Source organism: Mesorhizobium sp. YIM 152430 (assembly GCF_029210365.1).
Taxonomy (GTDB): Bacteria; Pseudomonadota; Alphaproteobacteria; order Rhizobiales; family Rhizobiaceae; genus Aliihoeflea.
In genome coordinates, this window is the sequence record NZ_JARGES010000018.1 from 432,745 (window position 1) to 457,206 (window position 24,462).

Annotated in this window: 20 protein-coding genes and 1 pseudogene; 11 read left to right on the forward strand and 10 right to left on the reverse strand. The window is 65.5% G+C overall.

Annotation, left to right across the window (positions count from 1 at the left end; genetic code table 11):
* Positions 1–28: 28 nt before the first annotated feature.
* The 7 genes and pseudogenes from PZ895_RS04595 (at position 29) to PZ895_RS04625 (ending at position 8,318) form a co-directional block, all read left to right on the forward strand.
* A complete protein-coding gene (locus PZ895_RS04595; RefSeq protein ID WP_275837948.1) occupies positions 29–1,447 on the forward strand; it encodes an aldehyde dehydrogenase in 1,419 nt (472 codons plus the stop codon).
* A gap of 56 nt (positions 1,448–1,503) precedes the next feature.
* A complete protein-coding gene (locus PZ895_RS04600) occupies positions 1,504–2,700 on the forward strand; it encodes an amino acid ABC transporter substrate-binding protein (protein WP_275837803.1) in 1,197 nt (398 codons plus the stop codon).
* A gap of 82 nt (positions 2,701–2,782) precedes the next feature.
* A complete protein-coding gene (locus tag PZ895_RS04605; protein ID WP_275837804.1) occupies positions 2,783–3,649 on the forward strand; it encodes a branched-chain amino acid ABC transporter permease in 867 nt (288 codons plus the stop codon).
* Entirely contained in the window at positions 3,646–4,605 is a 960-nt protein-coding gene (locus tag PZ895_RS04610; protein WP_275837805.1) for a branched-chain amino acid ABC transporter permease, read from the forward strand. The genes PZ895_RS04605 and PZ895_RS04610 overlap by 4 nt, the downstream gene beginning before the upstream one ends.
* On the forward strand, positions 4,602–5,333 hold the full coding sequence (locus PZ895_RS04615; protein ID WP_275837806.1) for an ABC transporter ATP-binding protein: 732 nt from the start codon (positions 4,602–4,604) through the stop codon (positions 5,331–5,333). The genes PZ895_RS04610 and PZ895_RS04615 overlap by 4 nt, the downstream gene beginning before the upstream one ends.
* Positions 5,326–6,030 (forward strand): annotated as a pseudogene (locus PZ895_RS04620) (ABC transporter ATP-binding protein); the annotation flags it as partial. The gene PZ895_RS04615 and the pseudogene PZ895_RS04620, both read left to right, overlap by 8 nt.
* Positions 6,031–6,857: 827 nt before the next feature.
* Positions 6,858–8,318 carry an aldehyde dehydrogenase family protein gene (locus PZ895_RS04625; protein ID WP_275837807.1) on the forward strand — a complete coding sequence of 487 codons (1,461 nt, stop codon included), beginning with the start codon at positions 6,858–6,860 and terminating at the stop codon, positions 8,316–8,318.
* A gap of 36 nt (positions 8,319–8,354) precedes the next feature.
* On the opposite strand, the gene PZ895_RS04630 is transcribed toward PZ895_RS04625, so the two are convergent.
* From PZ895_RS04630 to PZ895_RS04660, 7 genes are all read right to left on the reverse strand, one after another.
* Positions 8,355–8,693 (reverse strand): formate dehydrogenase subunit delta, encoded by a 339-nt coding sequence (locus PZ895_RS04630; RefSeq protein WP_275837808.1) that lies wholly within the window; start codon positions 8,691–8,693, stop codon positions 8,355–8,357.
* Positions 8,683–9,507 carry a formate dehydrogenase accessory sulfurtransferase FdhD gene (gene fdhD / locus PZ895_RS04635; RefSeq protein ID WP_275837809.1) on the reverse strand — a complete coding sequence of 275 codons (825 nt, stop codon included), beginning with the start codon at positions 9,505–9,507 and terminating at the stop codon, positions 8,683–8,685. Before fdhD ends, PZ895_RS04630 begins: the two co-directional genes overlap by 11 nt.
* Positions 9,508–9,536: 29 nt before the next feature.
* The gene (gene fdhF / locus PZ895_RS04640; RefSeq protein WP_275837810.1) at positions 9,537–12,410 is read right to left on the reverse strand and encodes a formate dehydrogenase subunit alpha; all 2,874 of its coding nucleotides are present in this window, start codon (positions 12,408–12,410) and stop codon (positions 9,537–9,539) included.
* 9 nt (positions 12,411–12,419) lie between these two features.
* Positions 12,420–13,973 carry an NADH-quinone oxidoreductase subunit NuoF gene (locus PZ895_RS04645; RefSeq protein ID WP_275837811.1) on the reverse strand — a complete coding sequence of 518 codons (1,554 nt, stop codon included), beginning with the start codon at positions 13,971–13,973 and terminating at the stop codon, positions 12,420–12,422.
* Positions 13,970–14,449 carry a formate dehydrogenase subunit gamma gene (locus tag PZ895_RS04650; RefSeq protein WP_275837812.1) on the reverse strand — a complete coding sequence of 160 codons (480 nt, stop codon included), beginning with the start codon at positions 14,447–14,449 and terminating at the stop codon, positions 13,970–13,972. The genes PZ895_RS04645 and PZ895_RS04650 overlap by 4 nt, the downstream gene beginning before the upstream one ends.
* A 127-nt stretch (positions 14,450–14,576) precedes the next feature.
* Positions 14,577–15,476, reverse strand: a complete 900-nt coding sequence (locus tag PZ895_RS04655; RefSeq protein ID WP_275837813.1) for a LysR family transcriptional regulator — start codon at positions 15,474–15,476, stop codon at positions 14,577–14,579.
* 38 nt (positions 15,477–15,514) lie between these two features.
* On the reverse strand, positions 15,515–16,003 hold the full coding sequence (locus tag PZ895_RS04660; protein WP_275837814.1) for a VOC family protein: 489 nt from the start codon (positions 16,001–16,003) through the stop codon (positions 15,515–15,517).
* Positions 16,004–16,148: 145 nt separating this feature from the next.
* On the opposite strand from PZ895_RS04660, the gene PZ895_RS04665 reads away from it, so the two are divergent.
* Positions 16,149–17,303, forward strand: a complete 1,155-nt coding sequence (locus tag PZ895_RS04665) for an Mrp/NBP35 family ATP-binding protein (protein ID WP_275837816.1) — start codon at positions 16,149–16,151, stop codon at positions 17,301–17,303.
* Positions 17,304–17,326: 23 nt separating this feature from the next.
* Positions 17,327–18,127 carry a 2-(1,2-epoxy-1,2-dihydrophenyl)acetyl-CoA isomerase PaaG gene (paaG, locus tag PZ895_RS04670; protein WP_275837817.1) on the forward strand — a complete coding sequence of 267 codons (801 nt, stop codon included), beginning with the start codon at positions 17,327–17,329 and terminating at the stop codon, positions 18,125–18,127.
* On the opposite strand, the gene PZ895_RS04675 is transcribed toward paaG, so the two are convergent.
* From PZ895_RS04675 to PZ895_RS04685, 3 genes are all read right to left on the reverse strand, one after another.
* Positions 18,128–18,592, reverse strand: a complete 465-nt coding sequence (locus tag PZ895_RS04675; RefSeq protein WP_275837818.1) for a carbon monoxide dehydrogenase subunit G — start codon at positions 18,590–18,592, stop codon at positions 18,128–18,130.
* A 102-nt stretch (positions 18,593–18,694) separates the two neighbouring features.
* Positions 18,695–20,272, reverse strand: coding sequence for a trimethylamine methyltransferase family protein (locus PZ895_RS04680; protein ID WP_275837819.1), 1,578 nt, complete (start codon positions 20,270–20,272; stop codon positions 18,695–18,697).
* A gap of 98 nt (positions 20,273–20,370) precedes the next feature.
* Positions 20,371–21,864: a PLP-dependent aminotransferase family protein gene (locus PZ895_RS04685; RefSeq protein ID WP_275837820.1), complete on the reverse strand. Its 1,494-nt coding sequence runs from the start codon at positions 21,862–21,864 to the stop codon at positions 20,371–20,373.
* Between the two features lie 198 nt (positions 21,865–22,062).
* On the opposite strand from PZ895_RS04685, the gene pgi reads away from it, so the two are divergent.
* Positions 22,063–23,685: a glucose-6-phosphate isomerase gene (pgi, locus tag PZ895_RS04690; RefSeq protein WP_275837821.1), complete on the forward strand. Its 1,623-nt coding sequence runs from the start codon at positions 22,063–22,065 to the stop codon at positions 23,683–23,685.
* On the forward strand, positions 23,682–24,389 hold the full coding sequence (locus PZ895_RS04695; RefSeq protein WP_275837822.1) for an HAD family hydrolase: 708 nt from the start codon (positions 23,682–23,684) through the stop codon (positions 24,387–24,389). The genes pgi and PZ895_RS04695 overlap by 4 nt, the downstream gene beginning before the upstream one ends.
* The last annotated feature ends 73 nt before the right edge of the window (positions 24,390–24,462 follow it).

Genomic DNA, 24,462 nt, shown 5'->3' on the forward strand with positions numbered 1-24,462 from the left:
GGCGAAGGCAGCGCGGCTCGCGGCGCCCATGGGGCAGGCCGTCGAGGCACCCCATCTGGAACGCGTCGGCCCCCTGACGGGGACGGTCGTCACTCGCGTCCACGCCTCGAACATCCCCGAGGCCCGCCATGCGGCCAATCGCGCGGCCGCCGCATTCCCGCAATGGTCTGCCACATCGCCGTCCGATCGGCGCGCCATCCTGAACCGCGCCGCCGACTTGCTTCTCGCGCGCACCGAAATCTTCGTCGCGAAGATCGCCGAAGAAACCGGCGGCACCCGCGCATGGAGCGAACTGAACTGCCGGCTCGGTGCGTCGATTCTGCGCGAGGCGGCCGCGCTGACAACACAAGTGGCGGGCGAGACCATCCCCGCCGATCGCCCGGGCTCCTTCGCGATGGCGTTGCGCCAGCCTTGCGGCGTGGTGTTGTCGCTGGCGCCCTGGAATGCGCCGGTCGTGCTCTCGGTGCGCTCGATCGCCATGCCCCTGGCCTGTGGCAATACGGTGGTATTCAAGGCATCGGAACTGTGTCCCGGCACCCATGCGCTGGTCTGCGACATCTTCGCCGATGCCGGACTTCCCGAAGGTGCGATCGCGGTGGTCCACAATCAGGAGGACCGCGCGCAGGAGATCGTCGAGGTCCTGATCGCGCATCCGGCCGTGCGGCGCGTCAACTTCACCGGGTCCACCAGGTCGGGCCGGATCATCGCGGAAATCGCCGCACGTCATTTGACGCCGGCGCTGCTGGAACTCGGCGGCAAGGCGCCTCTGATCGTTCTCGACGATGCGGATCTCGACGAGGCCGCCCGCGCCGCCGCTTTCGGCACCTTCTTCAACCAGGGCCAGATTTGCATGTCCACCGAGCGGCTGGTCGTGCAGGAGACGGTCGCCGATGCATTCCTCGAGCGTCTGAAGGCGCAGGTAAGGCGCCTGAGGCTCGGCGATCCGCGCGACGGCGCAAATGAAATCGGCCCGATGATCAGCGAGCAGGCGGCCGAACGCGTCAAGGCGTTGATCGACGATGCCGTCCAGAAGGGGGCACGCCTCGTCGTCGGCGGCGAACAGCGCTCGGTCTGGCTCGATGCGACGGTCCTCGACGGTGTGACGCCGAACATGCGCCTCTATTACGAGGAGAGCTTCGGCCCCGTCGCTTCGCTCATTCGCTTTTCGGACGTGGATGAGGCCGTCTCGATCGCCAACGACACCGAATACGGGCTTTCGGCGGCCGTGTTCGGTCGTGATGTCACGCGCGCGCTTAGCCTCGCACAGCGCCTTGAAACCGGCATCTGCCACATCAATTCGGCGACCATCCACGACGAACCGCAAATGCCGTTCGGCGGGGTCAAGTCGTCGGGCCATGGCCGTTTCGGCGGCCGGGCGGGCATCGACGCATTCACCGAATTGCGGTGGATCACGATTCAGAGCGGCCAACCGGACTATCCGATCTGAAAACGAAGACCGGCAGGAGGATGCCGGACCTTGGAAACATTGGGAGGAGACAGGACATGATCAGACGCACGTTCATCGCACTCGCAGCCGGCGCCGCGACGCTGGCACTCGCCGGACACGCGGCGGCGCAGGAAACGATCAAGATCGGCGCCAGTGCGCCGAAGACCGGACCGCTCGCGGCCGGCGCGACGGTCAGCCACTGGCCGAACATCCAGCTTTGGGTTTCTGAAGTGAACGGCCGCGGCGGTCTTCAGGTCGGCGACCAGCAGATGATGATCGAACTGGTCGAGTATGACGACCGGACCTCGGCCGAGACCGCCGTCCAGAACATCCAGCGCCTGGCGACAGTCGACGAGGTGGACTTCATCGTCACGCCCTATTCGACCGGGCTCAATGTCGCCACCGCGCCGATCATCGCGCGCTATGGCTATCCGCACATCACGACCAGCGCGATCACCGACGGCGTCGAGGAGTTCGCCGAGCGCTGGCCGAACTCGTTCTGGATGCTGGGCACGTCGAGGGAACTGGCCGAAGGCACGGCCGAGGCCCTGAAGAAGCTGTATGATGCCGGCGAGATCGGCAACAAGGTGGCGCTCGTCCACGTCGCCGACGCGTTCGGACTGGAACTGGCCGGCGCCGGCAAGCCGGCGCTCGAAGCGGCAGGCTTCGAGATCGTCTACGAAGCGTCCTATCCGCTCGGCACGCAGGACGTCGCACCGATCGTCAGCCAGGCGAAGGCCGCAGCACCCGACGCCTTCGTCGGCTTCTCCTATCCCGGCGACACCTTCGCGCTCACCGAGCAGGCACAGATCCAGGACCTTGACGTCGGTGCCTTCTATGTCGGCGTCGGCGCGTCCTTCCCGGCCTATGCCGGCCGTTTCGGCGCGACGGCGAACGGTGTCCTGGGTGCCGGCGGCACCAACCCGGATGACGAGAAGATCAAGGAATACCGCGCCAGGCACAAGGAAGTGACGGGCGCGGATGCCGATTACTGGGCGAGCGCGGTCACCTATTCGGGCCTCCAGGTGCTCGAGCAGGCGATCGAGGCGGCCGGCACCAAGGATCGCGAGACCGTCGTCGAGGCGATCAGGACCGGCACTTTCGACACGGTGATGGGCGAGATTCGCTTCGACAACAACATCAACCGCAATCTGTGGACCGTCGGCCAGTGGAAGGACGGCACCTTCTACGGCGTCGCCGCCAACGGCATCGACGGGGCGATCGAGCCGGTCAAGAAGGACGGCTGGGAATAAGTCTCCAGACCGCGCCATCCCGGCCTGTCCGGGATGGCGCTTCTGGCTCTGCCGCGACAGGAACGGAGTGGTAGCTTAGAGAATGCAGATCATCATCACGGGCATATTGCTGGGAGGAACCTACGCGCTGATCGCGCTCGGGCTGACCCTGCAATACGGCGTCGCGCGCATCATGAACCTTGCCAATGGCGAAACCTTCGTCGCGGCCTGCTTCATCGCCTTCTGGCTGTTCACGGCGATGCAGATCAATCCATTGGCCGGGCTGTTTCTCATCGCGCCGGCAGCCTTCATCATCAATTGGGCGATCTACGCGGTCCTTTTGAAGCCGCTCGTCGAGAGGGCGAAGAACCGCGGAATGCTCGAGGTGGATTCCATTCTCGCGACCTTCGGCCTGCTTTTCCTCTTGCAGGGCCTGATGCTGCTCGCCTTCGGCGGTTCATATTTCTCCTACACCTTCCTTGCCGAGCGCTTCGTGATCCTCGGCAACCCGTTCGGGCTGAACCGCGTGGTGGCTTTCGGCGCAGCGGTTGTCATCGCCCTTGCGCTCTATGTTTTCCTTTATCGAACCCGGCAGGGCACGGCCGTCCGCGCCGTTGCGGCCGATCCGAATTCGGCCAGGCTCGTCGCCATCGATGTGGCGAAGACGGCCGCCTTCGCCTTCGCGCTCGGCGGCGCATTGACGGCCTGCGGCGGGGCGTTGCTGTCGACCTTCTATACGTTCAACGCGTCGATGGGCGTCGTCTTCACCATGAAGGCGCTGATCATCGTCATCATGGGCGGCGTCGGCGACATTCGCGGCGCGGTGCTCGCGGCACTCATTCTCGGCGTGACCGAAACCGCGGTGGCAAGCCTCATCGATCCGGGCCTGACCATCGCCGCGACCTATGCGCTCTTCATCATCGTGCTTCTCTTCCGCCCGCAGGGAATGTTCGGGAGGCAGTCGACATGACGCTCGACCAGTCGGAAGTCCGCGTCGGCCTTCTCGGCGCCATCGCCGTGGCGGCACTCGCGACGCTGCCGCTCTTCAGCCAGGGCTATTACCTGTCGCTCGGCGTCAACCTGATGCTTTATGCGGCGCTCTGCACGGCCTGGACGCTGTTCTCCGGCCCAACGCACTACATCTCGCTCGCCACCGCCGCATTCTTCGGCCTCGGCACCTATACGGTGGGGCTTTGGGTCGACCATGTGCCGTTCTTCGTCCTCGTTCTTGGAGGGGGCCTCGTCGCGGCGGTTCTCGCCGGGCTTGTCGGCGCGGCGACGTTGCGGCTTTCGGGCGTCTATTTCGTCATCTTCACGCTGGGCCTCGCTGAACTCGTCCGCCAACTCGTCTCGTGGACGCAGACGAAAGTGTCGACCCGGATGGGACTCTACGTCTTCACCGACTTCACCGAGGTTCACATCTACTGGATGCTTCTCGCCTTGACGGTCGCCGTCTTCGTCACCGGCTGGCTGATCGGCCGCTCGAAGCTCGGCTTCGCAATGAAAATCATCGGCAATGACGAGACGGTCGCGCGCCATGTCGGCATCGACACCGCCCGCGCCAAAATCATCCTGTTCATGATCTCGGGCGCCTTCATCGGCATCGCCGGCGCGATCTCTGCCCCCCGCTACGCCTATATCGAGCCGCCATCCGCCTTCAATCCGATGATCTCCTTCCTCGTCGTCATCATGGCGCTGCTCGGCGGCACGAAGCGCCTGTGGGGCCCGCTCGTCGGCGTCATTCCGTTCACGATCCTGTTCGATCAGGTCTCGGCGCAATTCCCCAACCACACGCCCATCGTCATGGGCCTCGCCTTCCTCGCCATCGTCTATCTCCTGCCGGACGGCGTGACGGGACGGCTGGAGCAGATGCGAGCGCGGATGAAGCGGTCTGAAAAGACCGTGGGCGGGGAGAAGGTCGCATGAGCGCCATCCTCTCCGTCGACCGCGCGCAGAAGAAGTTCGGCGGTCTCGTCGCCGTCAACGATGTTTCCTTTGACGTCCGCGAAGGCGAACTTCTCGGGCTCATCGGCCCGAACGGGTCCGGCAAGACGACGATGCTCAATCTGATCTCCGGCGCGCTGCGCCCGAGTGCCGGCGAGATCCGGCTGAAGGGCGAGCGCATTTCCGGCCATGCCGCGCATCACATCGCGCGCCAGGGTGTCGCGCGCACATTCCAACTCGTGCGCATCCTGCCGTCGATGACGGCGGAGGAAAACGTCGTGGCAGGCGCCGTCTTCGCGCGCAACCGGCTCTGGGGCAAGGACGCCCATGCGCTGGCGCAAACGCTGCTCGCTCGCGTCGGGCTCGAAGGCCGCGCCGACATGCCGGTCGCCGCCATGACCTATATCGACCAGAAGCGCATCGAACTGGCGCGCGCGCTTGCATCCGATCCGCGCGTGCTGCTGCTCGACGAGTGGCTCGCCGGCCTCAATCCGTCCGAGTTGCAGATCGGCATCGCCCTGATCGACGATCTGCGCCGCGAGGGTCGCACGATCATCATGGTCGAGCATGTGATGGACGCGATCCGCACTTTGTGCGACCGCTGCGTCGTCATGAACACCGGCACCAAGATCGCCGAAGGCGACGTCGCCGAAGTGTTGTCCGACGCGGAGGTCGTGCGCGCCTATCTCGGGGACGACGACGATGCTTGAGGTGAAAAGTCTCGGCGTCCGCTACGGCCGCCACCTCGCGCTCGAAGGCGTCTCCGCGAAGATCGCCAAGGGCGAGATTTGCGTCATGCTGGGGGCCAATGGTGCCGGCAAGTCGAGTCTGCTCAAGGCCATCGCGGGTCTCGTCAAGACCGAACCCGGCACCGAGATCACGATGAACGGCAAACCGATCACGAGCGTCAAGGCGCACCGGATCGTGGAGGAGGGCGTTGCGCTGGTGCCAGAGGGGCGCGGCATCTTCGGCGATCTGACGGTGGCGGAAAACCTGCAACTCGGCGCCTTCGCCGGTCGTGCCCGCAAGGGTGAGGCCGATGCGCTGAAGCGCATCTACGAGCTCTTCCCACGCCTTGCCGAGCGCAAGGGCCAGATCGCGCGCACTATGTCGGGCGGCGAGCAGCAGATGGTGGCGATCGGCCGCGCGCTGATGTCCAAGCCCGACATTTTGATGCTCGACGAACCGTCGCTCGGCCTCTCGCCGCTTTTGTCGAAGGAACTGTTCAAGTCGCTCAAGGCCGTGGCGGCGACAGGCGTCGGCATCCTGCTCGTCGAACAGAACGCCAAGCTCAGCCTGCGCATCGCGGACCGCGGCTACCTGATCGAAAACGGCCTCATCACCGGGGAAGACACGGCGGTCAATCTGGTGAATGACCCCGCCGTCGTGAACGCCTATCTCGGCGGCGGCAAGTCGGATGGCGCCAGGCGCCGCGCGAAACGCGGCATCGCTCTGCCGCCCTTCCTCGCTTTGCCGGCCACGCTCGATGCAATGGCGCGCATGGCGGGTGATCTCGCACGTCGCGCCGGCGCGATCCAGACGGCCTTCGTGCGCTATCTGCGGCGGGAGAAAGCGGCTCCGAGCGCCTTTGCCGGCCGCTACGAGCCGAAGGCCGGTCCCGATCCGTGGGACGTGGCGGCAAGGGAAGCGTCACTGCCGAAACCCGCCTCCGTCGATGCCGGCCGCCTGTCCGATCAAGCTGCGGACTTGGCGCGACGCGCGCAGGAGCGGCTCGCCGCCCATGTGGCGTCCAATCGCCTGACGCGCGGAGCCTGCACGTCGCCTGCACCGGAGCGCCCGGCCTTCCTCAAAAGGTCGACCGCGCCGCGCCGCACGGAACTTGCCCTCGATGCAGCCGCGCTTGCCGACCGCGCGGCGAAGCGGCTTGCCGTCCATGTCTCGAACCGTCGCAAAACGATCGAGCGACCCGTCCTGCCGCGCAAACCGGCTGCCGCACCGGCACCAAAGCTGAACGGCGGCCACGGCCGCGTCGGGCACAACAGCGCCGGCTTCGACATCGACGATGAGGTGCAGGTCCCCGCGGCGCCGCAGCGTATCGACCTGTCCGACGTGGTGGCACGCGCCGCCGCCATTCAGGCGGAGCACGTCGCTGCGCGCCGAAAGACCCTCACCGCGTTCACGATCCCGCCGCAGCCGGCGGCGAGGCTGGACGCCGACTCACAACCGAAAAAGAAGTCCGCCAAAAAGCGGAAGAAGCATAAGGAGGCTTGAGAATGGCTCGTGTTTTCGAAGGCATGTATATCGGCGGCGGCTGGTCCGCGACGAAGAAGACCTTCAAGGATCTCAATCCGGCCGACGGCTCGGTCTGGGCCGAGGTGCCGGATTCGGGTCGCGCCGAGACGGCGGCCGCCATCGAGGCAGCGCACAAGGCGTTTCCCGAATGGGCCGCTCTGCCCTTCTCAAAGCGCGCTCACTATCTTCACAAGGCGGCCGAGATCTGGGAACGCCGCAAAACAGAAATCGTCGACGCCATTCAGGCCGAAGGCGGCGGCTGGTTCGGCAAGGGCATGTTCGAGACCGGCTACGTCACGGAAGTCTTCCACGCCGCCGCAGCGTCGGTCTGGAACCCGATCGGCGAGGTCATGCCGTCCGAATATGGAAAGGTCTCGATGGCGACGCGCCGGCCGATGGGCGTCGTCTCGGTCATCTCGCCTTGGAATTTCCCCTGCATCCTCACCGCCCGCGGCTTCCTGTTCCCGCTCGTCGCCGGCAACACGATCGTCTTGAAGCCGTCCGAGGAAACGCCCTATCTCGGCGGGCTGCTCTTCGCCGAAATCTTCGAGGAAGCCGGCCTGCCCAAGGGCGTCTTCAACGTCGTCACCTGCTCGCGCGAAAACGTCCAGGAAGTCGGCGACGAATTGATCGAACATCCTTACGTAAAGGGCATTTCCTTTACCGGCTCGACGGCGGTCGGCCGTCAGGTCGCGGCCAAGGCCGGCGCGCATCTGAAAAAGTGCTGCGTCGAACTCGGCGGCAAGGATTCGCTGATCGTGTGCGACGACGCCGAGATGGAACGCGCCACGCAAGCCGCCAATTTCGGCTCCTTCATGCATCAGGGCCAGATCTGCATGTCGGTCGAGAAGGTGCTCGTCCACGAGAAGATTTTCGACGATTTCCTGGCGAAGTTCGTGGAACGCGCGAAGAAGCTCAAGGTCGGCGACCCGACCAAGAGCAAGGAGCACATCATCGGCCCGCTCATCAACGACAAGCAGGTCGCCAAGGTGAAGGAACAACTCGATGACGCCATTGCGAAAGGTGCGAAGGTCGTGCTCGGCGGCAAGATCGAGGGCCGTTTCGTCGAGCCGACGATCCTGACCGGCGTGACGCCGGACATGAAGCTCTATCAGGACGAGACCTTCGGCCCGGTCGTGCCCGTCATCCCGTTCCGCACGGACGAAGAGGCTGTCGAGATCGCCAATGACAGCGAGTATGGCCTGTCGGCCGGCGTCATGACGCGCGACGAGGGAAGGGGGCTTGCCATCGTCAACAAGCTCGACACGGGCAACTGCCACATCAACTGTTCTTCGGTGAACGACGAGCCGCATGTCCCGTTCGGCGGCTTCAAGGCGTCGGGCGTCGGCAAGCATGGCGGCCGCTGGTCGCTCGAAACATTCACCGAGACGCGCTGGATCACGCTCGACCGCGGCGGCCGACCCTATCCGCCGATGTTCTGATCGCAAGCGAAAAGGCCGGGCATTCCGGCCTTTTCCTTAACCCTGCGATGCGGCGATGCGTGACTTGGTCTCGCCTGATTCCTCGCCCTTGTCGCCCGGCACGCCGGCATTGGCCTGGCGGGACTGTTCAGGGCTCACCGGCTGGCCGGGCCGGCGGATCGAGGCTGCGGCTTCGAGCACGATGGGCTTCAGCCCTTCGCCGCCCTTGTCGACCACCTCGAAGAAGTGGCCGCGCATTCGCGGCTCCCAGAACTTGTTGATGTGCTCCGCCACGCCGGCGACGCCGAGATGACGGGGCTTCGATTCGAAGAAGGTGCCGATCTGGTTCGCCATGCGGATCAGCTTGGTGTGGGGGTTGAAGACCTCATGCGACATGGGCGCTGCTTTCGGACGTCAGGCGTTCGGGATGGGTGAAAATGTCGAACTCGTCGCCGCGCACGAGCGCGACCAGGGTCATGCCGGCCTCCTCGGCCGTGCGGATCGCGAGCGCCGTCGGTGCCGAAACCGCGATGATGAACGAAGCGCCGATGGCGGCCGTTTTCTGCACCATCTCGACCGAGACGCGACTGGTGACGACGATCGCGCCGGATGCGCCGTCGATTCCGGCTTGCGCCAGCGCACCGGCGAGCTTGTCGAGCGCATTGTGCCGCCCGACATCCTCCCGTGCAATCAGGATGCCGCGACCCGGCGCGTAGAAGCCGGCGGCGTGGACGGCACCGGTCTCCTTGTGCAGCGGCTGGACCTTTGACAGAAGCCGCACGGCCTGCGTGATCTCGTATGCGGGTAGCACCAGCGTCGAACCGCTCACGTCGCGGACCGCACGCATCGCCTCGTCGATGGATTCGATCCCGCACAGCCCGCAGCCGACCGGCCCGGCCAGCCGCCGGCGCCGCGCCTCGAACCGCTTGTTCGCCTTGTCGAACAGCCGGATCTGGATATCGATCCCCGCGCCATGATCCTCGACGTCGATCGCCTCGATCTCGTCCGTCGAGGCGATGATGCCTTCCGTCAGAGAGAAGCCGATCGCGAAATCCTCGAAATCCGCAGGCGAGGCCATCATCACGGCATGGGTCGTCCCGCCATAGGACAGCGCGACCGCCGTTTCCTCCGGCACGTTTCGGTCGGCCCTGGAGGTGCCGGTCGCCCGGTGAGCGAGGCGCGGGAGGGGGGTGATCGGAGGGCGGGTCATCGGCGCGAACTCGCCATCTCAGGTTCCCTTCACTCCGCCGCCTCCAGCCGCCGCGCGATCCGCCGCGACTGCCGCGCCTGGTCCTGATAATCCACCTGCCAGTCCGATGGGCCGTTGGACGGCGTCACCTGGACGGCAGTCACCTTGTATTCCGGGCAGTTCGTCGCCCAGTCGGAGAAGTCGGTGGTGATGACGTTCGCCTGCGTGTTCGGGTGGTGGAAGGTCGTGTAGACCACGCCCGGCGCGACGCGCTCGGTGATCAGCGAGCGCAGCGTCGTTTCGCCGGCCCGGCTTGCCAGCCGCACCCAGTCGCCGTCGCGAAGGCCGCGCTGTTCCGCGTCGTGCGGGTGGATTTCCAGCCGATCCTCGTCATGCCAGACGACATTGTCCGTCCGCCGTGTCTGCGCGCCAACATTGTACTGCGACAGGATGCGCCCGGTGGTCAGAAGCAGCGGGAAGCGCGGCCCGGTCTTCTCGTCGGTGGCGACATATTCGGTGCGGATGAACTTGCCCTTGCCGCGAACGAAGCCGTCAATGTGCATGATTGGCGTTCCAAGCGGCGACTTCTCGTTGCAGGGCCACTGAACAGAGCCCATCTTGTCGAGATAGTCGTAGGAAACGAGTTGGAACGACGGTGTCGTCTTGGCGATCTCGTCCATGATCGCTGACGGGTGAGCGTAATTCCAGTCGAGCCCCATCGCCTGGGCGAGTTTCTGCGTCACTTCCCAGTCGGCAAGCCCGTTCCTGGGTGCCATAACCTTGCGAACCCGGTTGATGCGGCGCTCGGCATTGGTGAACGTCCCGTCCTTTTCGAGGAAGGTCGAGCCCGGCAGGAAGACATGAGCGTAGTTCGCCGTCTCGTTGAGGAAAAGGTCGTGGACGACGACGCATTCCATCGCGGCGAGACCGGCGGAAACATGCCTTGTGTCCGGGTCGGACTGGAGAATGTCCTCGCCCTGGATGTAGATGCCCATGAACGTGCCCTCGACGGCGGCGTCCAGCATGTTGGGAATACGCAGGCCCGGCTCGTTGTCGAGCTTGGTGCTCCACAGGCTCTCGTAGATGTCGCGCACGGCGTCGCCCGAGATGTGGCGATAGCCCGGCAGTTCGTGCGGGAACGAGCCCATGTCGCACGCGCCCTGCACGTTGTTCTGGCCGCGCAGCGGGTTCACGCCGACGCCCGGTCGGCCGATATTGCCCGTCGCCATGGCAAGGTTCGCGATCGCCATGACGGTGGTCGAGCCCTGTGAATGTTCGGTGACGCCGAGCCCGTAATAGATCGCGCCATTTCCGCCCGTGGCGTAAAGGCGCGCCGCGCCGCGGATTTCTTCCGGCTCGACGCCGGCCAGCGCGCCGACCACCTCCGGCGAATTCTGCGGCTCAGCGACGAAGGCGGCCCAGTCCTCGAACTCCGACCAGTCGCAGCGTTCACGGATGAACGCCTCGTCGAACAGCCCCTCGGTGACGATTACATGGGCGAGCGCGGTCAGCATCGCGACGTTGGTGCCGGGCTTCAGCGGCAGGTGGTGCTGCGCCTCGACATGGGCCGAGCGCACGATGTCGGTGCGGCGCGGGTCAAGAACGATCAGCTTGGCACCCTGGCGCAGGCGCTTCTTCAGCCGAGAGGCGAAGACCGGATGCCCGTCGGTTGGATTGGCACCGATGATCATCACAACGTCGGTCGCTTCGACCGAGTCGAAATCCTGCGTTCCGGCGGACGTGCCATAGGTCTGGCCAAGCCCGTAGCCGGTCGGCGAATGGCAGACGCGCGCGCAGGTGTCGACATTGTTGTTGCCGAAGCCCTGCCGCACGAGCTTCTGGACGAGATAGGTTTCCTCGTTCGTGCAGCGCGAGGAGGTGATGCCGCCGATCGCGCCCTTGCCATACTGGTACTGGATGCGCCGGAATTCCTTCGTAATATGGGCGAAGGCTTCGTCCCACGTCACTTCGCGCCATGGATCGGTGATCTTGTCGCGAACCATCGGGTTGAGGATGCGGTCCTTGTGGCTCGAATAGCCATAGGCAAACCGGCCCTTGACGCAGGAATGGCCGCGATTGGCCTTGCCGTCCTTCCACGGCACCATGCGCACCAGCTCCTCGCCCTGCATCTCCGCCTTGAACGAGCAGCCGACGCCGCAATAGGCGCAGGTGGTGACGACCGAACTCGTCGGCATTCCCATGGCAAGAACCGACTTCTCGCGCAGCGCGTCTGTCGGGCAGGCCTGGACACAGGCGCCGCAGGATACGCACTCGGATTCGAGGAAATTCGTCGGCCCGGCGGCGATGCGCGATTCGAAGCCGCGACCCTCGACCGTCAGCGCGAATGTGCCCTGCACCTCCTCGCAGGCCCGCACGCAGCGCGAGCAGACGATACACTGCGCCGGGTCGTAGGCGAAATAGGGGTTGGAGGTGTCTCGCGCGATGTAGTCGATGTTGAGAGAGCCGTTGCCGGGCGCGACATGGTTGCGGCCGTCCGTGCCGTAGCGGTTTTCAGTGAGGCCAACCGACTTCACCACGGCGTCGAACTCGCTGCCTCCGAGGCCCGAATTCGCGTCCCAGCCGAGCGGGTGGTCGGAGACGTAGAGCTCCATCACCCCGCGCCGGATCGCGCTCAACCGGTCGGATTGCGTGCGGACGGAAATTCCCTCCGCCACCGGGGTCGTGCAGGAGGCGGGTGTGCCGCCGCGCCCGTCGATCTCGACGAGGCAAACCCGGCATGAGCCGAACGAATCCAGCATGTCGGTCGCGCAAAGCTTCGGAATCTCGGTGCCGATTTCCATCGCCGCGCGCATGATCGACGTGCCTTCGGGCACGGTGACCGAGCGACCGTCGATCGTCAGCGTTACCTGCTTGTCGGATTTCGCGGCGGGTGTGCCATAGTCGGTTTCGTGGATGAGACCCATATGGCTCTCCTATTCGGCTGCGACCGCGACTTCGCGCGGCCTGAAATCATCGGAGAAATGCGTGATGGCGCTCATCACCGGATAGGGCGTGAAGCCGCCCAGCGCGCAGAGCGACCCGAATTTCATCGTGTTGCAGAGGTCGGCGACGAGCGCGAGGTTCGCCTTCGGCTCGATGCCCGCGCCGATACGGTCCAGCGTCTCGACGCCGCGCGTCGAGCCGATCCGACAGGGCGTGCACTTGCCGCAGGATTCCACGGCGCAGAATTCCATCGCAAACCGTGCCTGGGACAGCATGTCGGCGCTGTCGTCGAAGACCACGATCCCGGCATGGCCGATCAGCCCGTCCTTCGCGGCGAACGCTTCGTAGTCGAACGGCGTGTCGAACAGCGCGCGTGGAAAATAGGCGCCGAGCGGTCCGCCGACCTGCACCGCCTTGACGGGCCGCCCCGACGCGGTGCCGCCGCCGATCTCGTCGACGATCTCGCCGAGGCTCAATCCGAAAGCCGCCTCGAACAGCCCGCCATGCTTGACGTTGCCGGCGATCTGGATCGGGATCGTGCCGCGCGAGCGGCCCATGCCGAAATCCTTGTAATGCGCCGCGCCCTTGTCGAGGATGACCGGCACGGAGGCGAGCGAGATGACGTTGTTGACGACCGTCGGCTTGCCGAAGAGCCCTTGCAGCGCCGGCAGCGGCGGTTTGGCGCGCACCACGCCACGCTTGCCTTCGAGCGAGTTCAAAAGCGAGGTTTCCTCGCCGCATACATAGGCGCCCGCGCCGACGCGCACTTCCATGTCGAACATGTGCGTTGAGCCGAGCACACGCGGTCCGAGGACGCCCGCCCGGCGCGCGACGCCGATGGCCGCGTTCATCGTCGCGACCGCGTGCGGATACTCCGAGCGCAGATAGATGTAGCCCTTGGTCGCGCCGGTCGCGATGCCGGCGATCGCCATGCCCTCGATCAGCACGAAGGGGTCGCCCTCCATGATCATTCGGTCGGCGAAGGTGCCGCTGTCGCCCTCGTCGGCATTGCAGACGATGTATTTGCGGTTCCCCGGCGCGTCGTGGACGGTCTTCCACTTGATACCGGTCGGAAAGCCCGCACCTCCACGCCCGCGCAGGCCGGAGTCGGTCACGGCCTGGATGATGTCGAGAGGCGCCATCGCGACGGCTTTCTCGAGCCCGGCCAGTCCGCCATGGGCGCGGTAGTCGTCGAGCGACACCGGGTCGATGATGCCGCAGCGCGCGAATGTAAGGCGCGTCTGCTTCGCGAGGAACGGAATGTCCTCCGGCCGGCCAAGCGATTTCGCGTGTTCGCCGCCGGCAAGGAACTCCGCATCGAACAGCGCGGCGACATCGGACGGGCGCACCGGGCCATAGGCCATGCGGCCTTCCGCCGTTTCCACCTCCACCATCGGCTCCAGCCAGTAGAGCCCACGCGAACCCGTGCGCACGATTTTCGCATCGATATTGCGCGCAGCAAGCTCGGCCTGAACCGCCTTCACGACCTTTTCAGCGCCGAGCGCCAGCGCCCCGGAATCGCGGGGGATGTAGATGGTCGTCATGCCCGAATCTCCGCTGCGATCTCTTCGATCCGCTCCGCGTCGAGCCGGCCGATCACCTCGCCATCAACCATGGCGGAGGGCGCGCAGGCGCAAAGGCCGAGGCAGTAGACGGGTTCGAGCGTCACCGCGCCGTCGGCCGACGTCTCGTGGAAGCCGATGCCAAGCAGAGCCTGAAGCTTCGCCGCAAGTGCATCGCCGCCCATCGACTGGCACGCTTCCGCGCGGCACAGCTTGACGACATGGCGGCCGGCAGGGGCGCGGCGGTAGTCGTGATAGAAGGTCACGACGCCATGCACCTCGGCGTTGGAGATGTTGAGCGCGTCGGCGATCACCGGCAGGGCATCCTGCGGCACGAAGCCGAACTCGTCCTGGATGCCGTGCAGGATCGGTAGCAGAGGGCCTTCCAGCCCCTGATGTTCGGCGATGATGGCAGCGGTCCTCGCTGCGATCTGGGTACTTGCCTGCTGCATCGTCACGCAGCGCCCTCCCTGATCAGGCATATATGCAGTTTCGATCAAGCCGCAGAAACGGGCCGGAATCAATAAAGCCATTTCGTTGTTTGATAGAGAAAATCTATCAAGCGCGTGTCTTGATGACGCTAGTTCAGCGCTCGGCCTCGAAATCGCCTGCGAGCGTCATCGCCTCGTCCAGAAGCGCCGCGACGAGCGGCGTATGCGGCTCGCGCTTGGCCGCGACGAGACCGACGAGATGGCTGGCGTCGGGCTCGACGATCGGGATGGCGCGGATTGGCTCGGCGAAGCCGAACGTCTCGGCAAGGTTGAGCGGCATGATCGACGACCATTTGCCGGTACGGATATGGGAGAAGAGCACGATCATCGAATTGGATTCGAGCGTCGGACGCGCGACGCTGCCGGCTTCGGCCAGATGCTGGTCGATGATGCGCCGGTTCTGCATGTCGGGGGTGAGCAGGCACAGCGGCAGGTCGGCGACTTCTGCCCAGGTGACGGAACGGCGATCGGAAAACTTGGTGTCCGCGGCGGTGATGAGCTGGTAGCGCTCCGAATACAGCGGCACCGAAACGACGCGGCCGAGGGGCTCGTTGTCGAGATAGGTGATGCCGACATCGATGTCGAAATTACCGAGCAGCGTCAGCACCTCGATCGAGGTGCGCGACAGAACCGAAAAGGTGACGCCCGGATGTTGCTCGCGAAACGGCGTTGTCAGGCGCGGAATCATCGCAAGCGCGGTGGGGATCGCCGCGATGCGGATGCGGCCCGACAGGCCATGGCGCGCCGCGCGCATCTCCTCCTTCATGGTCCGTGCATCGCCGGTGATCCGTCGCGCCCAGACCAGCACCTGCTCGCCCTCGACGGTAAGCCCCTGGAATCGCGAGCCGCGCTTGACGAGCATGACGCCGAGCTGATCCTCCAGCGCCTTGATGGCGGCCGAAAGCGTCGGCTGGGTGATGCCGAGTTCCTCGGCTGCACGGCCGAAATGCTGCGCCCGCGCCAGCGCGATGAAGAATTCCAGCCGGTCGATCATGGCCGGACCCTATCGCGCCGGCTGCTGCCGCGAAAGCCTCAGCCGCGTGCGGCTGCTTCCAGCCCGGCGATGTCGAGCTTGATCATCTTCATCATCGCGGCGGTGACGCGCGCGGCCTTCGCGCGGTCGGGATCGGCCATCAGCCGCGGCAGGATTTCGGGCACGATCTGCCACGAAAAGCCGTAGCGGTCCTTGACCCATCCGCACTGCACTTCCTGTCCGCCGTCAGCCGAAAGCTTGTTCCAGTATTCGTCGACCTCTGCCTGGTCCGCGCACAGGATCTGGAACGAGATCGAGTCCGTGCGCGCCGCGCCCGGATGCGGCCCGCCGTTGAGACAGACGAATTGGTGGCCCTCGATCCGGAATTCGGCGGTCAGCACCTGGCCCTCGGTCGTATGGGGCTCGCCGCCGCCCGGCGCCCTGACGATTTCGCCGATCTGCGTGTTGCGAAAGACCGACGCGTAATGGCGCGCAGCCTCTTCGGCCTCGGTCTCGAACCAGAGCCATGTGGTCAGCTTGTCCTGCATGACGAACTCCTTCCTTGATGTCGTTCGCGCAAAGGACGCCCGCGCCGCTTCGATGCCGACATCGAGTGTGCGAAAACTTCGGTGCTTGGTTCACGGACGATAATGGCCTATCTGCTCATCAGTCCATTCCAGCAGAACGTGCATCATGACCGTCACCAAGGAAACCGTCCTCGAAGCGCTCAAGACCGTAAAGGGCCCCGATTTCGAGGGCGATCTGGTCTCGCTCGGGCTCGTCTCGGATATCTTCATCGCCGATTCCAAGGTGTTCTTCTCGATCACCGTCCCTTCCGCCCGCGCGCAGGAACTGGAGCCGCTGCGCGCGGCAGCCGAGCGCGTGGTCAAGTCGATCCCCGGCGTCGCCGGTGCGGTCGTCGCGCTGACGGCGGAGAAGAAGGGTGGCGGCATGGAAGCGGCTCCGCCACGTCCCGCGCCGAAGCCCGCCTCACGCCCCGCGCCTCCGGCCGCGTCGGCCTCCATCCAGTCCGGCAAGCGCGGCGTGCCGGGCATCCGCTCGATCATCGCGGTTGCCTCCGGCAAGGGCGGCGTCGGCAAGTCGACGACCGCGGTCAACATCGCGCTCGGCCTTGCCACCCTCGACCTCAAGGTCGGCGTGCTCGATGCCGACATCTACGGCCCGTCCATGCCGCGCCTCCTCGGCATCAAGGGCAAACCCGAGACGGTCGACGGCAAGACGCTGAAGCCGATGGAGAATTACGGCGTCAAGGTCATGTCGATGGGCTTTCTCGTCGAGGAGGAGACGCCGATGATCTGGCGCGGTCCGATGGTCATGTCGGCGCTGACGCAGATGCTGCGCGAGGTGCAATGGGGCGAACTCGACGTGCTCGTCGTCGACATGCCGCCCGGCACCGGCGACGCGCAACTGACCATGGCGCAGAACGTGCCGCTCGCCGGCGCGGTGATCGTCTCGACACCGCAGGATCTGGCGCTGATCGACGCCCGCAAGGGTTTGAACATGTTCCGCAAGGTCGACGTGCCGCTGCTCGGCATCGTCGAGAACATGAGCTATTTCATCGCGCCCGACACCGGCGCGCGCTACGACATTTTCGGCCATGGCGGGGCCGAGCGCGAGGCCGAACGTCTTGGCGTGCCGTTCCTCGGCGCTGTGCCATTGACGATGGACGTCCGCGAGACGTCGGATGCCGGAACGCCGGTCGTGGTTTCGAACCCGACCGGCCCACAGGCGGGCGTCTATCGCTCAATCGCGCAAAAGGTGCTCGAGCGCCTTCGCGCCGAAGTGACGGCCAGCGAAGCCGCGACGCCGAAGATCGTCTTCGAATAATTGCGAACAGGGGAGGGGAGGCCATGAGCCAGGACGTCGTGATTCACGAAAAGCGGGACGGCTATTCCGTCATCACGCTCAACCGGCCGGATCGGCTGAATTCGTTCAACGAGGCGCAGCACCATGCGCTGCGTGCCGCGCTGGATGAATGCGAGAAGGACGCAAATTGCGGCGCGATCCTGTTGACCGGCGCCGGCCGCGGCTTTTGCGCCGGGCAGGACCTTTCGGACCGTGATCCCGCGATGATGGGCGAACGCCCCGATCTCGGCAAGACGCTGGAAACCTTCTACAACCCGTTGGTGCGCAAGCTGCGCGCGATGGACAAGCCTATCGTCTGCGCGGTCAATGGCGTCGCGGCCGGCGCCGGCGCCAACATCGCCTTTTCCTGCGACATCGTGCTGGCCGCGAAGTCGGCGAAGTTCATCCAGGCTTTTTCCAAGATCGCGCTCGTCCCCGACGCCGGCGGCACCTACTGGCTGACCCGGCACCTCGGCGAAGCCCGCGCCAAGGCGTTGGCCATGACGGCCGAGCCGCTGTCCGCCGAGGACGCGGCCGATTGGGGCCTGATCTGGAAGGCCGTCGACGACGACAGGCTGATGGACGAGGCGATCAAGCTGGTCGAAACCTTCGCCAAGGGTCCGACCAACGCCTACGCGCTGACAAAGAAGGCGATCCATGAGGCATCGAGCAACTCGCTCGACGCGCAACTCGACGCCGAGCGCAAATACCAGCGCGAGGCGGGCATGTCGGACGATTACAAGGAGGGCGTCGCGGCCTTCCTGCAAAAGCGCCCGGCCGATTTTCGCGCAGCGCGCAAGGGCTAGCTATTCGGCTGCGGCCTGGCTGCCACTCACCTTCGCGTTGAAATTCGAGAAGAACTCGCCCGCCAGCTTCTTCGAGGTCGAGGTGATGAGGCGCGAGCCGAGTTGGGCCATCTTGCCGCCAACATCGGCCTTGGCCGCATAGGTCAGGATCGTGGCGTCGCCATCTTGCCTGAGCGACACGTCGGCGCCGCCCTTGGCGAAGCCGGCGATCCCGCCCTTGCCCTCGCCCTGGATCGTGTAGGAGTGCGGCGGGTTGAGATTGACGAGTTGCACCTCGCCGTTGAACTTCGCCTTGATCGGCCCGATCTTCAGCGAGACGACGGCAGCCATTTCGGTGTCGGATTTCTTGTCGAGGCTCTCGCAGCCGGGAATGCATTCGCGCAGGATGTCGGGATCGTTGAGCGCTTCCCAGACCGTCTGCACCGGCGCTTCGATCCTCTCCTCGCCCTCGATGATCATTGCCATTGCAGAAATCCCTCCCTCGGTTGGTCTCCAACGCCTAGCCTAGCGCCGTCATCTTGTCCATGCGACCAAGGAGAGAACGGCTTTACGCGGTTCGCGCCGCGCTCAGTGGCCCATCGAACTGCGCGGCAGGCGGATTTCGGGATGGCGCGCGCGCAACTGGTCGTCGAGCGCGCGGGAGATATGGCGGGGGAAATGGCTGCCAAGAATGCGCTTCTTTTCGGCGATGGCGCGCTGGAGAATGTCCGGCTTGCCCTTCTCAGTCCATTCCTTGGGGCTGAACCGGTCGGCGATGGCGGGGTAGAAATATTCGCGCTGCATCAGATCCAGCGTCTGGCCGTGACCGAGATAATGGCCGGGTCCATTGAGGCAGACATCGCTGATCGCGTCGAGCGATAAAGATGCCTCCGACATGTCGATGCCGCGCACGCAGCGCAGGCACTGGCCGATCATGTCGTTGTCGATGATCAGGCTTTCGAGGCAGAAGCCGAGCAGCGAGGCGTGCATTCCGGCCGCCTCGTAGATGAGGTTGAGCCCCGAAAGACCCGCCATCGCTTCGGTGATGCCCTTTTCGAACCCGGACTGGATGTCGGGCAGCTTGGAATCGGCCATGCCGGCGGCCGAGCCACCGGGAAGGTCGTAATATTGCGCCATCTGCGCGCAGGCAGCGGTCAACAGCGCCTGTTCGGCGGATCCGCCCGACATAGCGCCGGTGCGCAGGTCGGAGACGAACGGCCATGTGCCGAAGATCGCCGGGTGGCCGGGCTTCAACGCGTTGACGTAAACCAGCCCGGCGAGAACCTCCGCCACCGCTTGCACGACCGCGCCGGCAATCGCCGCAGGCGCGGTGGCGCCTGCCTGTCCGGCGGAGAGGAGCAGGATCGGTATGCCGCCCTTGACGCACTCTTCCAGCACGCCGCAGGCGTCCTCGGCAAACTTCATCGGCGGCACGACGAAGCAGTTGGAGTTCGACACGAAAGGCCGCGCGCGGAATCTGTCTTCGCCGCCGGCGATCGCATAGAGCATGTCGAGCGCGGGGCGGACGTTGTCGGCCGTGGTGAAGGACGTGCCGACATGCTTGGTCGTGCCGGTCACGCAGGCATAGAGCGTGTTCAGGTCCATCTCGAACGGATCGGGAATATCGCGCGGCACCATCGGACGCTGGAAGAAATGGATGTTGTCCATCCGGTCGACGATGCGCGCCGCGTCGTAGATGTCCTGCAAGAGCGACTCGCGATAGTCGCGCCTCTCGACATCGACGACATGCACCGCCGCTCCGGCCGTGCCGTAGTGGACGCGCGTTCCCTGAAGCCTCAGATCGTGCTGCGGCTCCTGACCGTGCAGCGTGAACCCCCGCGCGGCTTTTCCGATCGTTTCAAGCACCAGCCGGCGCGGAAAGCGGATGCGCTTGTCCGGCCCATGGATCGCCCCGGCGCGGGTCAGCGCGTCGAGGCAGGACGGGATCGCATTGGCGAAACCGACCGTCTCCAGCACGGTCAGCACGGCCTCGTGGATGCGGTCGAGGTCGGCGCCGTCGAGCGGCGTGTAGCGTCCGCCTTCGAGCCCGGCCCGGACGGGGCGGATGTCCTCGGCGAGGGGGGCTGCGCGGATGGCTCGCCGCGCTTCGCGCCCGCCCGAGCGGCGCGATCTTTGGGTTTCGTGATCTTCGAGAACGACCGACATCTGACGCTCCACCCAAAGAGAAAAGGTGGCTCAACTATGCATCCGAAAATGCCGGTCGGTTAGTCCACCGGGATTTCGCCCGATGGACCAAATCCGGCTCAGGCGGCAGCCGGTCGGCGCCCGGCCGCGGTCGCGAGTTCGCGGATGCCGGGCTCGATGTGCTGGAGCGCGATCGACGAGATTCCGAGCCGCACGAAGCGGCCGTTCCTCTCCGGCTGGTCGAAGAAGCGCGCGCCGGGCTCGATCAGCACGCTGCGCGAGGCGGCGAGATCGGCGAGCGCCTTGCCGCTGGTGCCGTGCGGGCCTTCGAGCCAGAGCGAGGTCCCGCCCGGCGTATCGGTGATCCGCCATTCAGGCAGGTAGGACGATACGGCGCCGATCAGCCGCTCGCGCCGCTCCTGGAACGCGCTCGACAGCCGGCGCACCAGCGCCTCGTGATGGCCGAGCGAGAGGAACAGCGCCACGGCGCGCTGGTTGTTCGCCGGCGGATGGCGCAGCATGAAGCGTCGCAGCGCCCGCAATTCGGCGATCAGCTCGGCCGAGGCGACGATGTAGCCGAGCCGCAGGCCCGGCGCGAGCGTCTTCGACATCGAGCCGACATAGATGACGCGCCCGGAACGGTCGAGCCCGCGCAGCGCCTGCTGCGGCGCGTCGTCGACGAGTTGGCTGTCATAGCCGTCCTCGATGATGATGCGGTCGTGCTTCTGCGCGTCGGCGATCAGCTTTTGCCGGCGATCTTCGGGCAGCGACACCATGGTCGGGCACTGGTGGCTCGGCGTGACGAAGGCGAACCCGCAATCGTCGGGAATGGCGTCGGGATTGATGCCCTCGCGGTCGACCGGAACGGGCACCACTTCGGCGCCGGAGAGGCGGAAGATCGAGCGCGCATCGGGATAGCCGGGGTTCTCCATCGCGACCTTGGTGCCGCGGCCCATGAGAAGCGTCGCCAGCATGTAGAGCGCGTGCTGTGCGCCCAGTGTCACGATGATCTCGTCGGGATTGGCAAAGATGCCGCGCCGGGGGAGGAGCCGCGCCTGGATCTGCTCGATCAAGAGCGGATCGTCACGGTCGACCATGTCCGACGCCCAGTTGCGTATCTCGAGCACCGCCAGCGCCATGCGGTTGCACTCGCGCCATTCGGCGGTCGGGAACAGGCCCGGATCGAACTGCCCGTAGACGAAGGGATAGGACGCCCTGATCCAGTTTTCCTGCTTCGACGGCTCGGGCATTTCGGAGGCCGCGACCTTGCGCCGGCTCTTCCAGTCGAGCGTCGGATCGCTCTTGCGGATCGCGCCGGGCGCGCGCGCCGGCATGGTCAGCATCTCCGGATTGACGAAATGGCCGCGCCGCTCCTTGGCGACAAGAAAGCCCTGGTCGACGAGCTGCTGGAAGGCGAGGACGACCGTGCCGCGCGCCACGCCGAGCTTTTCCGCCAGCACCCGGCAGGAGGGCAGCGGCATGGAGGCCGCGATCTGGCGGTCGAGAATGGCCGCGACGATCGCCTGCCGGATTTGCGCCTGTAGCGTCTGGCCCGATTCGGGCGAGATGCGGAACAATCCGGACCAGATTGCAGGATCGGTACGAGCGGCCATGGCGATATCCTTCACATGCGAACCAGCCTATGCCTGTGGTCCAACGGGATCAAGTCTGGTCCAATTGGTTGCGCCAATGATATTTATTGATCCATCCAGTGTGCAAAAGTGATTGGTCCTTGACGAAAGGGCTGCCCTTGCGCTCCGCTGTGGGCGCTGATTAACCTTCGCGACCCTGTCTGACCGAAGGTTGATCGCTTGCAAAACCCCACGCTGGAAGCCGCCCGCACCCGGATCATCGAGCACGAGGAAAACCGCGCGCCGGTCGACATGCGCGCCCTCTTCGCCGCCGATCCCGGCCGATTCGAAAAATTCTCGCTGACATTGGATGACTTGCTTCTGGACTATTCCAAATGCGCGGTGGACGGTGAGACGGTCGACCTTCTGATTGCGCTCGCCAGGGCGTCAAATCTCGAGGCGCGGCGCGATGCGATGCTCTCCGGCCAGCCGATCAACATCACCGAAGGACGCGCTGTCCTCCATACTGCCCTGCGCCTGCCGCGCGACGCGTCGCTGGTCGTTGACGGCACCGACATCGTCCCCGGAATTCATCGCGTGCTGGATGCGATGGCCGCCTTCGCCCACGACCTGCGTGCCGGTTCGATCGCCGACGTCGTCAATATCGGCATCGGCGGGTCCGACCTCGGCCCCGCCATGGCGACCTTGGCGCTCGCGCCCTGTCATGACGGGCCGCGACTTCACTTCGTCTCCAATGTCGACGGCGCGCATATCGCCGACACGCTGAAGGGCCTCGACCCGAAGACGACCTTCTTCATCGTCGCCTCCAAGACCTTCACCACCATCGAGACGATGACGAACGCGCAGACGGCGAAGCGCTGGATCGCGGACGCATTGGGAGACGGTGTCGTTTCTGAGCATTTCGCCGCCGTCTCGACCGCGCTCGACAAGGTCGGCGCCTTCGGCATTCGCCAAGACCGCATCTTCGGCTTCTGGGATTGGGTCGGCGGGCGCTATTCGCTCTGGTCGGCCATCGGCCTCCCGATCATGCTCGCCGTCGGCCCCGAGAATTTCCGCCTGCTCCTCGCTGGCGCTTATGCCGTCGACCGTCACTTCGCAGAAGCGCCGCTGATGCGGAACCTGCCCGTCATGCTCGGTCTGATCGGCTGGTTCCACCGTGTCGCCTGCCGCTATCCCTCCCGCGCGATCATCCCCTATGACCAGCGCCTCACACGTCTGCCGGCCTATTTGCAGCAGCTTGATATGGAATCGAACGGCAAGGGCGTCACGGTCGACGGCGTATCCGTCGCGACGCCCACCGGCCCGGTCGTCTGGGGCGAGCCCGGCACGAACGGCCAGCACGCCTTCTTCCAGTTGCTCCACCAGGGCACGGACATCGTGCCGGTCGAGTTCCTCGCCGCCGCCGAAGGCCATGAACCGGAATTGAAGAATCAGCACGACCTCCTCCTTGCCAACTGCCTTGCGCAGTCGGAAGCGCTGATGAAGGGCCGGACGCTGGAGGAGGCGCGTGCGCAGATGCTCGCCAAGGGCATGGGTGCCGCCGAAGTCGAGAAGATCGCGCCGCATCGCGTGTTCTCCGGCAACCGGCCCTCGCTGACGATCCTCTACCGCACGCTCGATCCCTTCACGCTCGGCCGGCTGATCGCGCTCTACGAGCACCGCATCTTCGTCGAGGCGCAGCTTTTCGAGATCAACGCCTTTGACCAGTGGGGCGTCGAACTCGGCAAGGAACTCGCGACCGGGCTCCTGCCGATCGTAGAAGGCAAGGAAAGCGCGACCGGCCGCGACGGCTCGACCGCCGGCCTCGTCGCCCGCATCCACGCGTTGCGCGGAAGCGCATGATGGCGATCAAGGCAATCCTGTTCGACAAGGACGGCACCCTCGTCGACTTCAACGCGACATGGTTCGCGGTCGGCGATCATCTGGCGCTCGAAGCGGCCGGCGGCGACCGCGCCGAGGCGAACGTCCTCATGGAGCGCGCCGGCTACGACTTCGCGGCCGGAAAATTCCGCGCCGACTCGGTCTTCGCGGCCGGCACCAATGCCGAGATCGTCGATTGCTGGTATCCGCTGGCGAGCGCGACAGAGCGTCGCGAGCGCGTCGCTCATTTCGACGAGGTGACGGCAGTCGAAGGCGCTGCCCGCGCGGTCGCGCTACCCGGCATCATCGATGCGCTGTCGGCGCTGCACGCAAGCGGTTTCCGCCTCGCCGTCGCGACCAACGATTCCACGCAAGGCGCGGAGCGGACGCTGGCGACGCTCGGCGTCTCGCAATTGTTCGAGGCGGCGTACGGCTATGACGCGGTCGCCAATCCCAAGCCCGCGCCCGACGTCATCGTCGCCTTCGCCGACATGGCCGGCCTGAAGCCCTCCGAAATCGCGATGGTCGGCGACAACAATCACGACATGGAAACGGGCAGGGCGGCTGGCGCCGGTCTGCGCGTGGCCGTGCTCAGCGGCACCGGCACCCGCGCGACGCTGGAGCCGCTGGCCCATGTGGTGCTGGGGTCGATCGCGGAACTGCCGGGATATCTGAACGGCCGGTAAGGCCGTGATCCATCCCGCCCTTCTCTGGGCGTCCGGTAGGACAGAGGGGGCGCCATAAAGCACCACCCTCAAC

Coding starts and splice junctions, on each gene's coding strand:
- PZ895_RS04595 (WP_275837948.1), top strand. CDS start 29: ATGGGGCAGGCCGTCGAGGCACCCCATCTGGAACGCGTCGGCCCCCTG.
- PZ895_RS04600 (WP_275837803.1), top strand. CDS start 1,504: ATGATCAGACGCACGTTCATCGCACTCGCAGCCGGCGCCGCGACGCTG.
- PZ895_RS04605 (WP_275837804.1), top strand. CDS start 2,783: ATGCAGATCATCATCACGGGCATATTGCTGGGAGGAACCTACGCGCTG.
- PZ895_RS04610 (WP_275837805.1), top strand. CDS start 3,646: ATGACGCTCGACCAGTCGGAAGTCCGCGTCGGCCTTCTCGGCGCCATC.
- PZ895_RS04615 (WP_275837806.1), top strand. CDS start 4,602: ATGAGCGCCATCCTCTCCGTCGACCGCGCGCAGAAGAAGTTCGGCGGT.
- PZ895_RS04625 (WP_275837807.1), top strand. CDS start 6,858: ATGGCTCGTGTTTTCGAAGGCATGTATATCGGCGGCGGCTGGTCCGCG.
- PZ895_RS04630 (WP_275837808.1), bottom strand. CDS start 8,693: ATGTCGCATGAGGTCTTCAACCCCCACACCAAGCTGATCCGCATGGCG.
- fdhD (WP_275837809.1), bottom strand. CDS start 9,507: ATGACCCGCCCTCCGATCACCCCCCTCCCGCGCCTCGCTCACCGGGCG.
- fdhF (WP_275837810.1), bottom strand. CDS start 12,410: ATGGGTCTCATCCACGAAACCGACTATGGCACACCCGCCGCGAAATCC.
- PZ895_RS04645 (WP_275837811.1), bottom strand. CDS start 13,973: ATGACGACCATCTACATCCCCCGCGATTCCGGGGCGCTGGCGCTCGGC.
- PZ895_RS04655 (WP_275837813.1), bottom strand. CDS start 15,476: ATGATCGACCGGCTGGAATTCTTCATCGCGCTGGCGCGGGCGCAGCAT.
- PZ895_RS04660 (WP_275837814.1), bottom strand. CDS start 16,003: ATGCAGGACAAGCTGACCACATGGCTCTGGTTCGAGACCGAGGCCGAA.
- PZ895_RS04665 (WP_275837816.1), top strand. CDS start 16,149: ATGACCGTCACCAAGGAAACCGTCCTCGAAGCGCTCAAGACCGTAAAG.
- paaG (WP_275837817.1), top strand. CDS start 17,327: ATGAGCCAGGACGTCGTGATTCACGAAAAGCGGGACGGCTATTCCGTC.
- PZ895_RS04675 (WP_275837818.1), bottom strand. CDS start 18,592: ATGGCAATGATCATCGAGGGCGAGGAGAGGATCGAAGCGCCGGTGCAG.
- PZ895_RS04680 (WP_275837819.1), bottom strand. CDS start 20,272: ATGTCGGTCGTTCTCGAAGATCACGAAACCCAAAGATCGCGCCGCTCG.
- PZ895_RS04685 (WP_275837820.1), bottom strand. CDS start 21,864: ATGGCCGCTCGTACCGATCCTGCAATCTGGTCCGGATTGTTCCGCATC.
- PZ895_RS04695 (WP_275837822.1), top strand. CDS start 23,682: ATGATGGCGATCAAGGCAATCCTGTTCGACAAGGACGGCACCCTCGTC.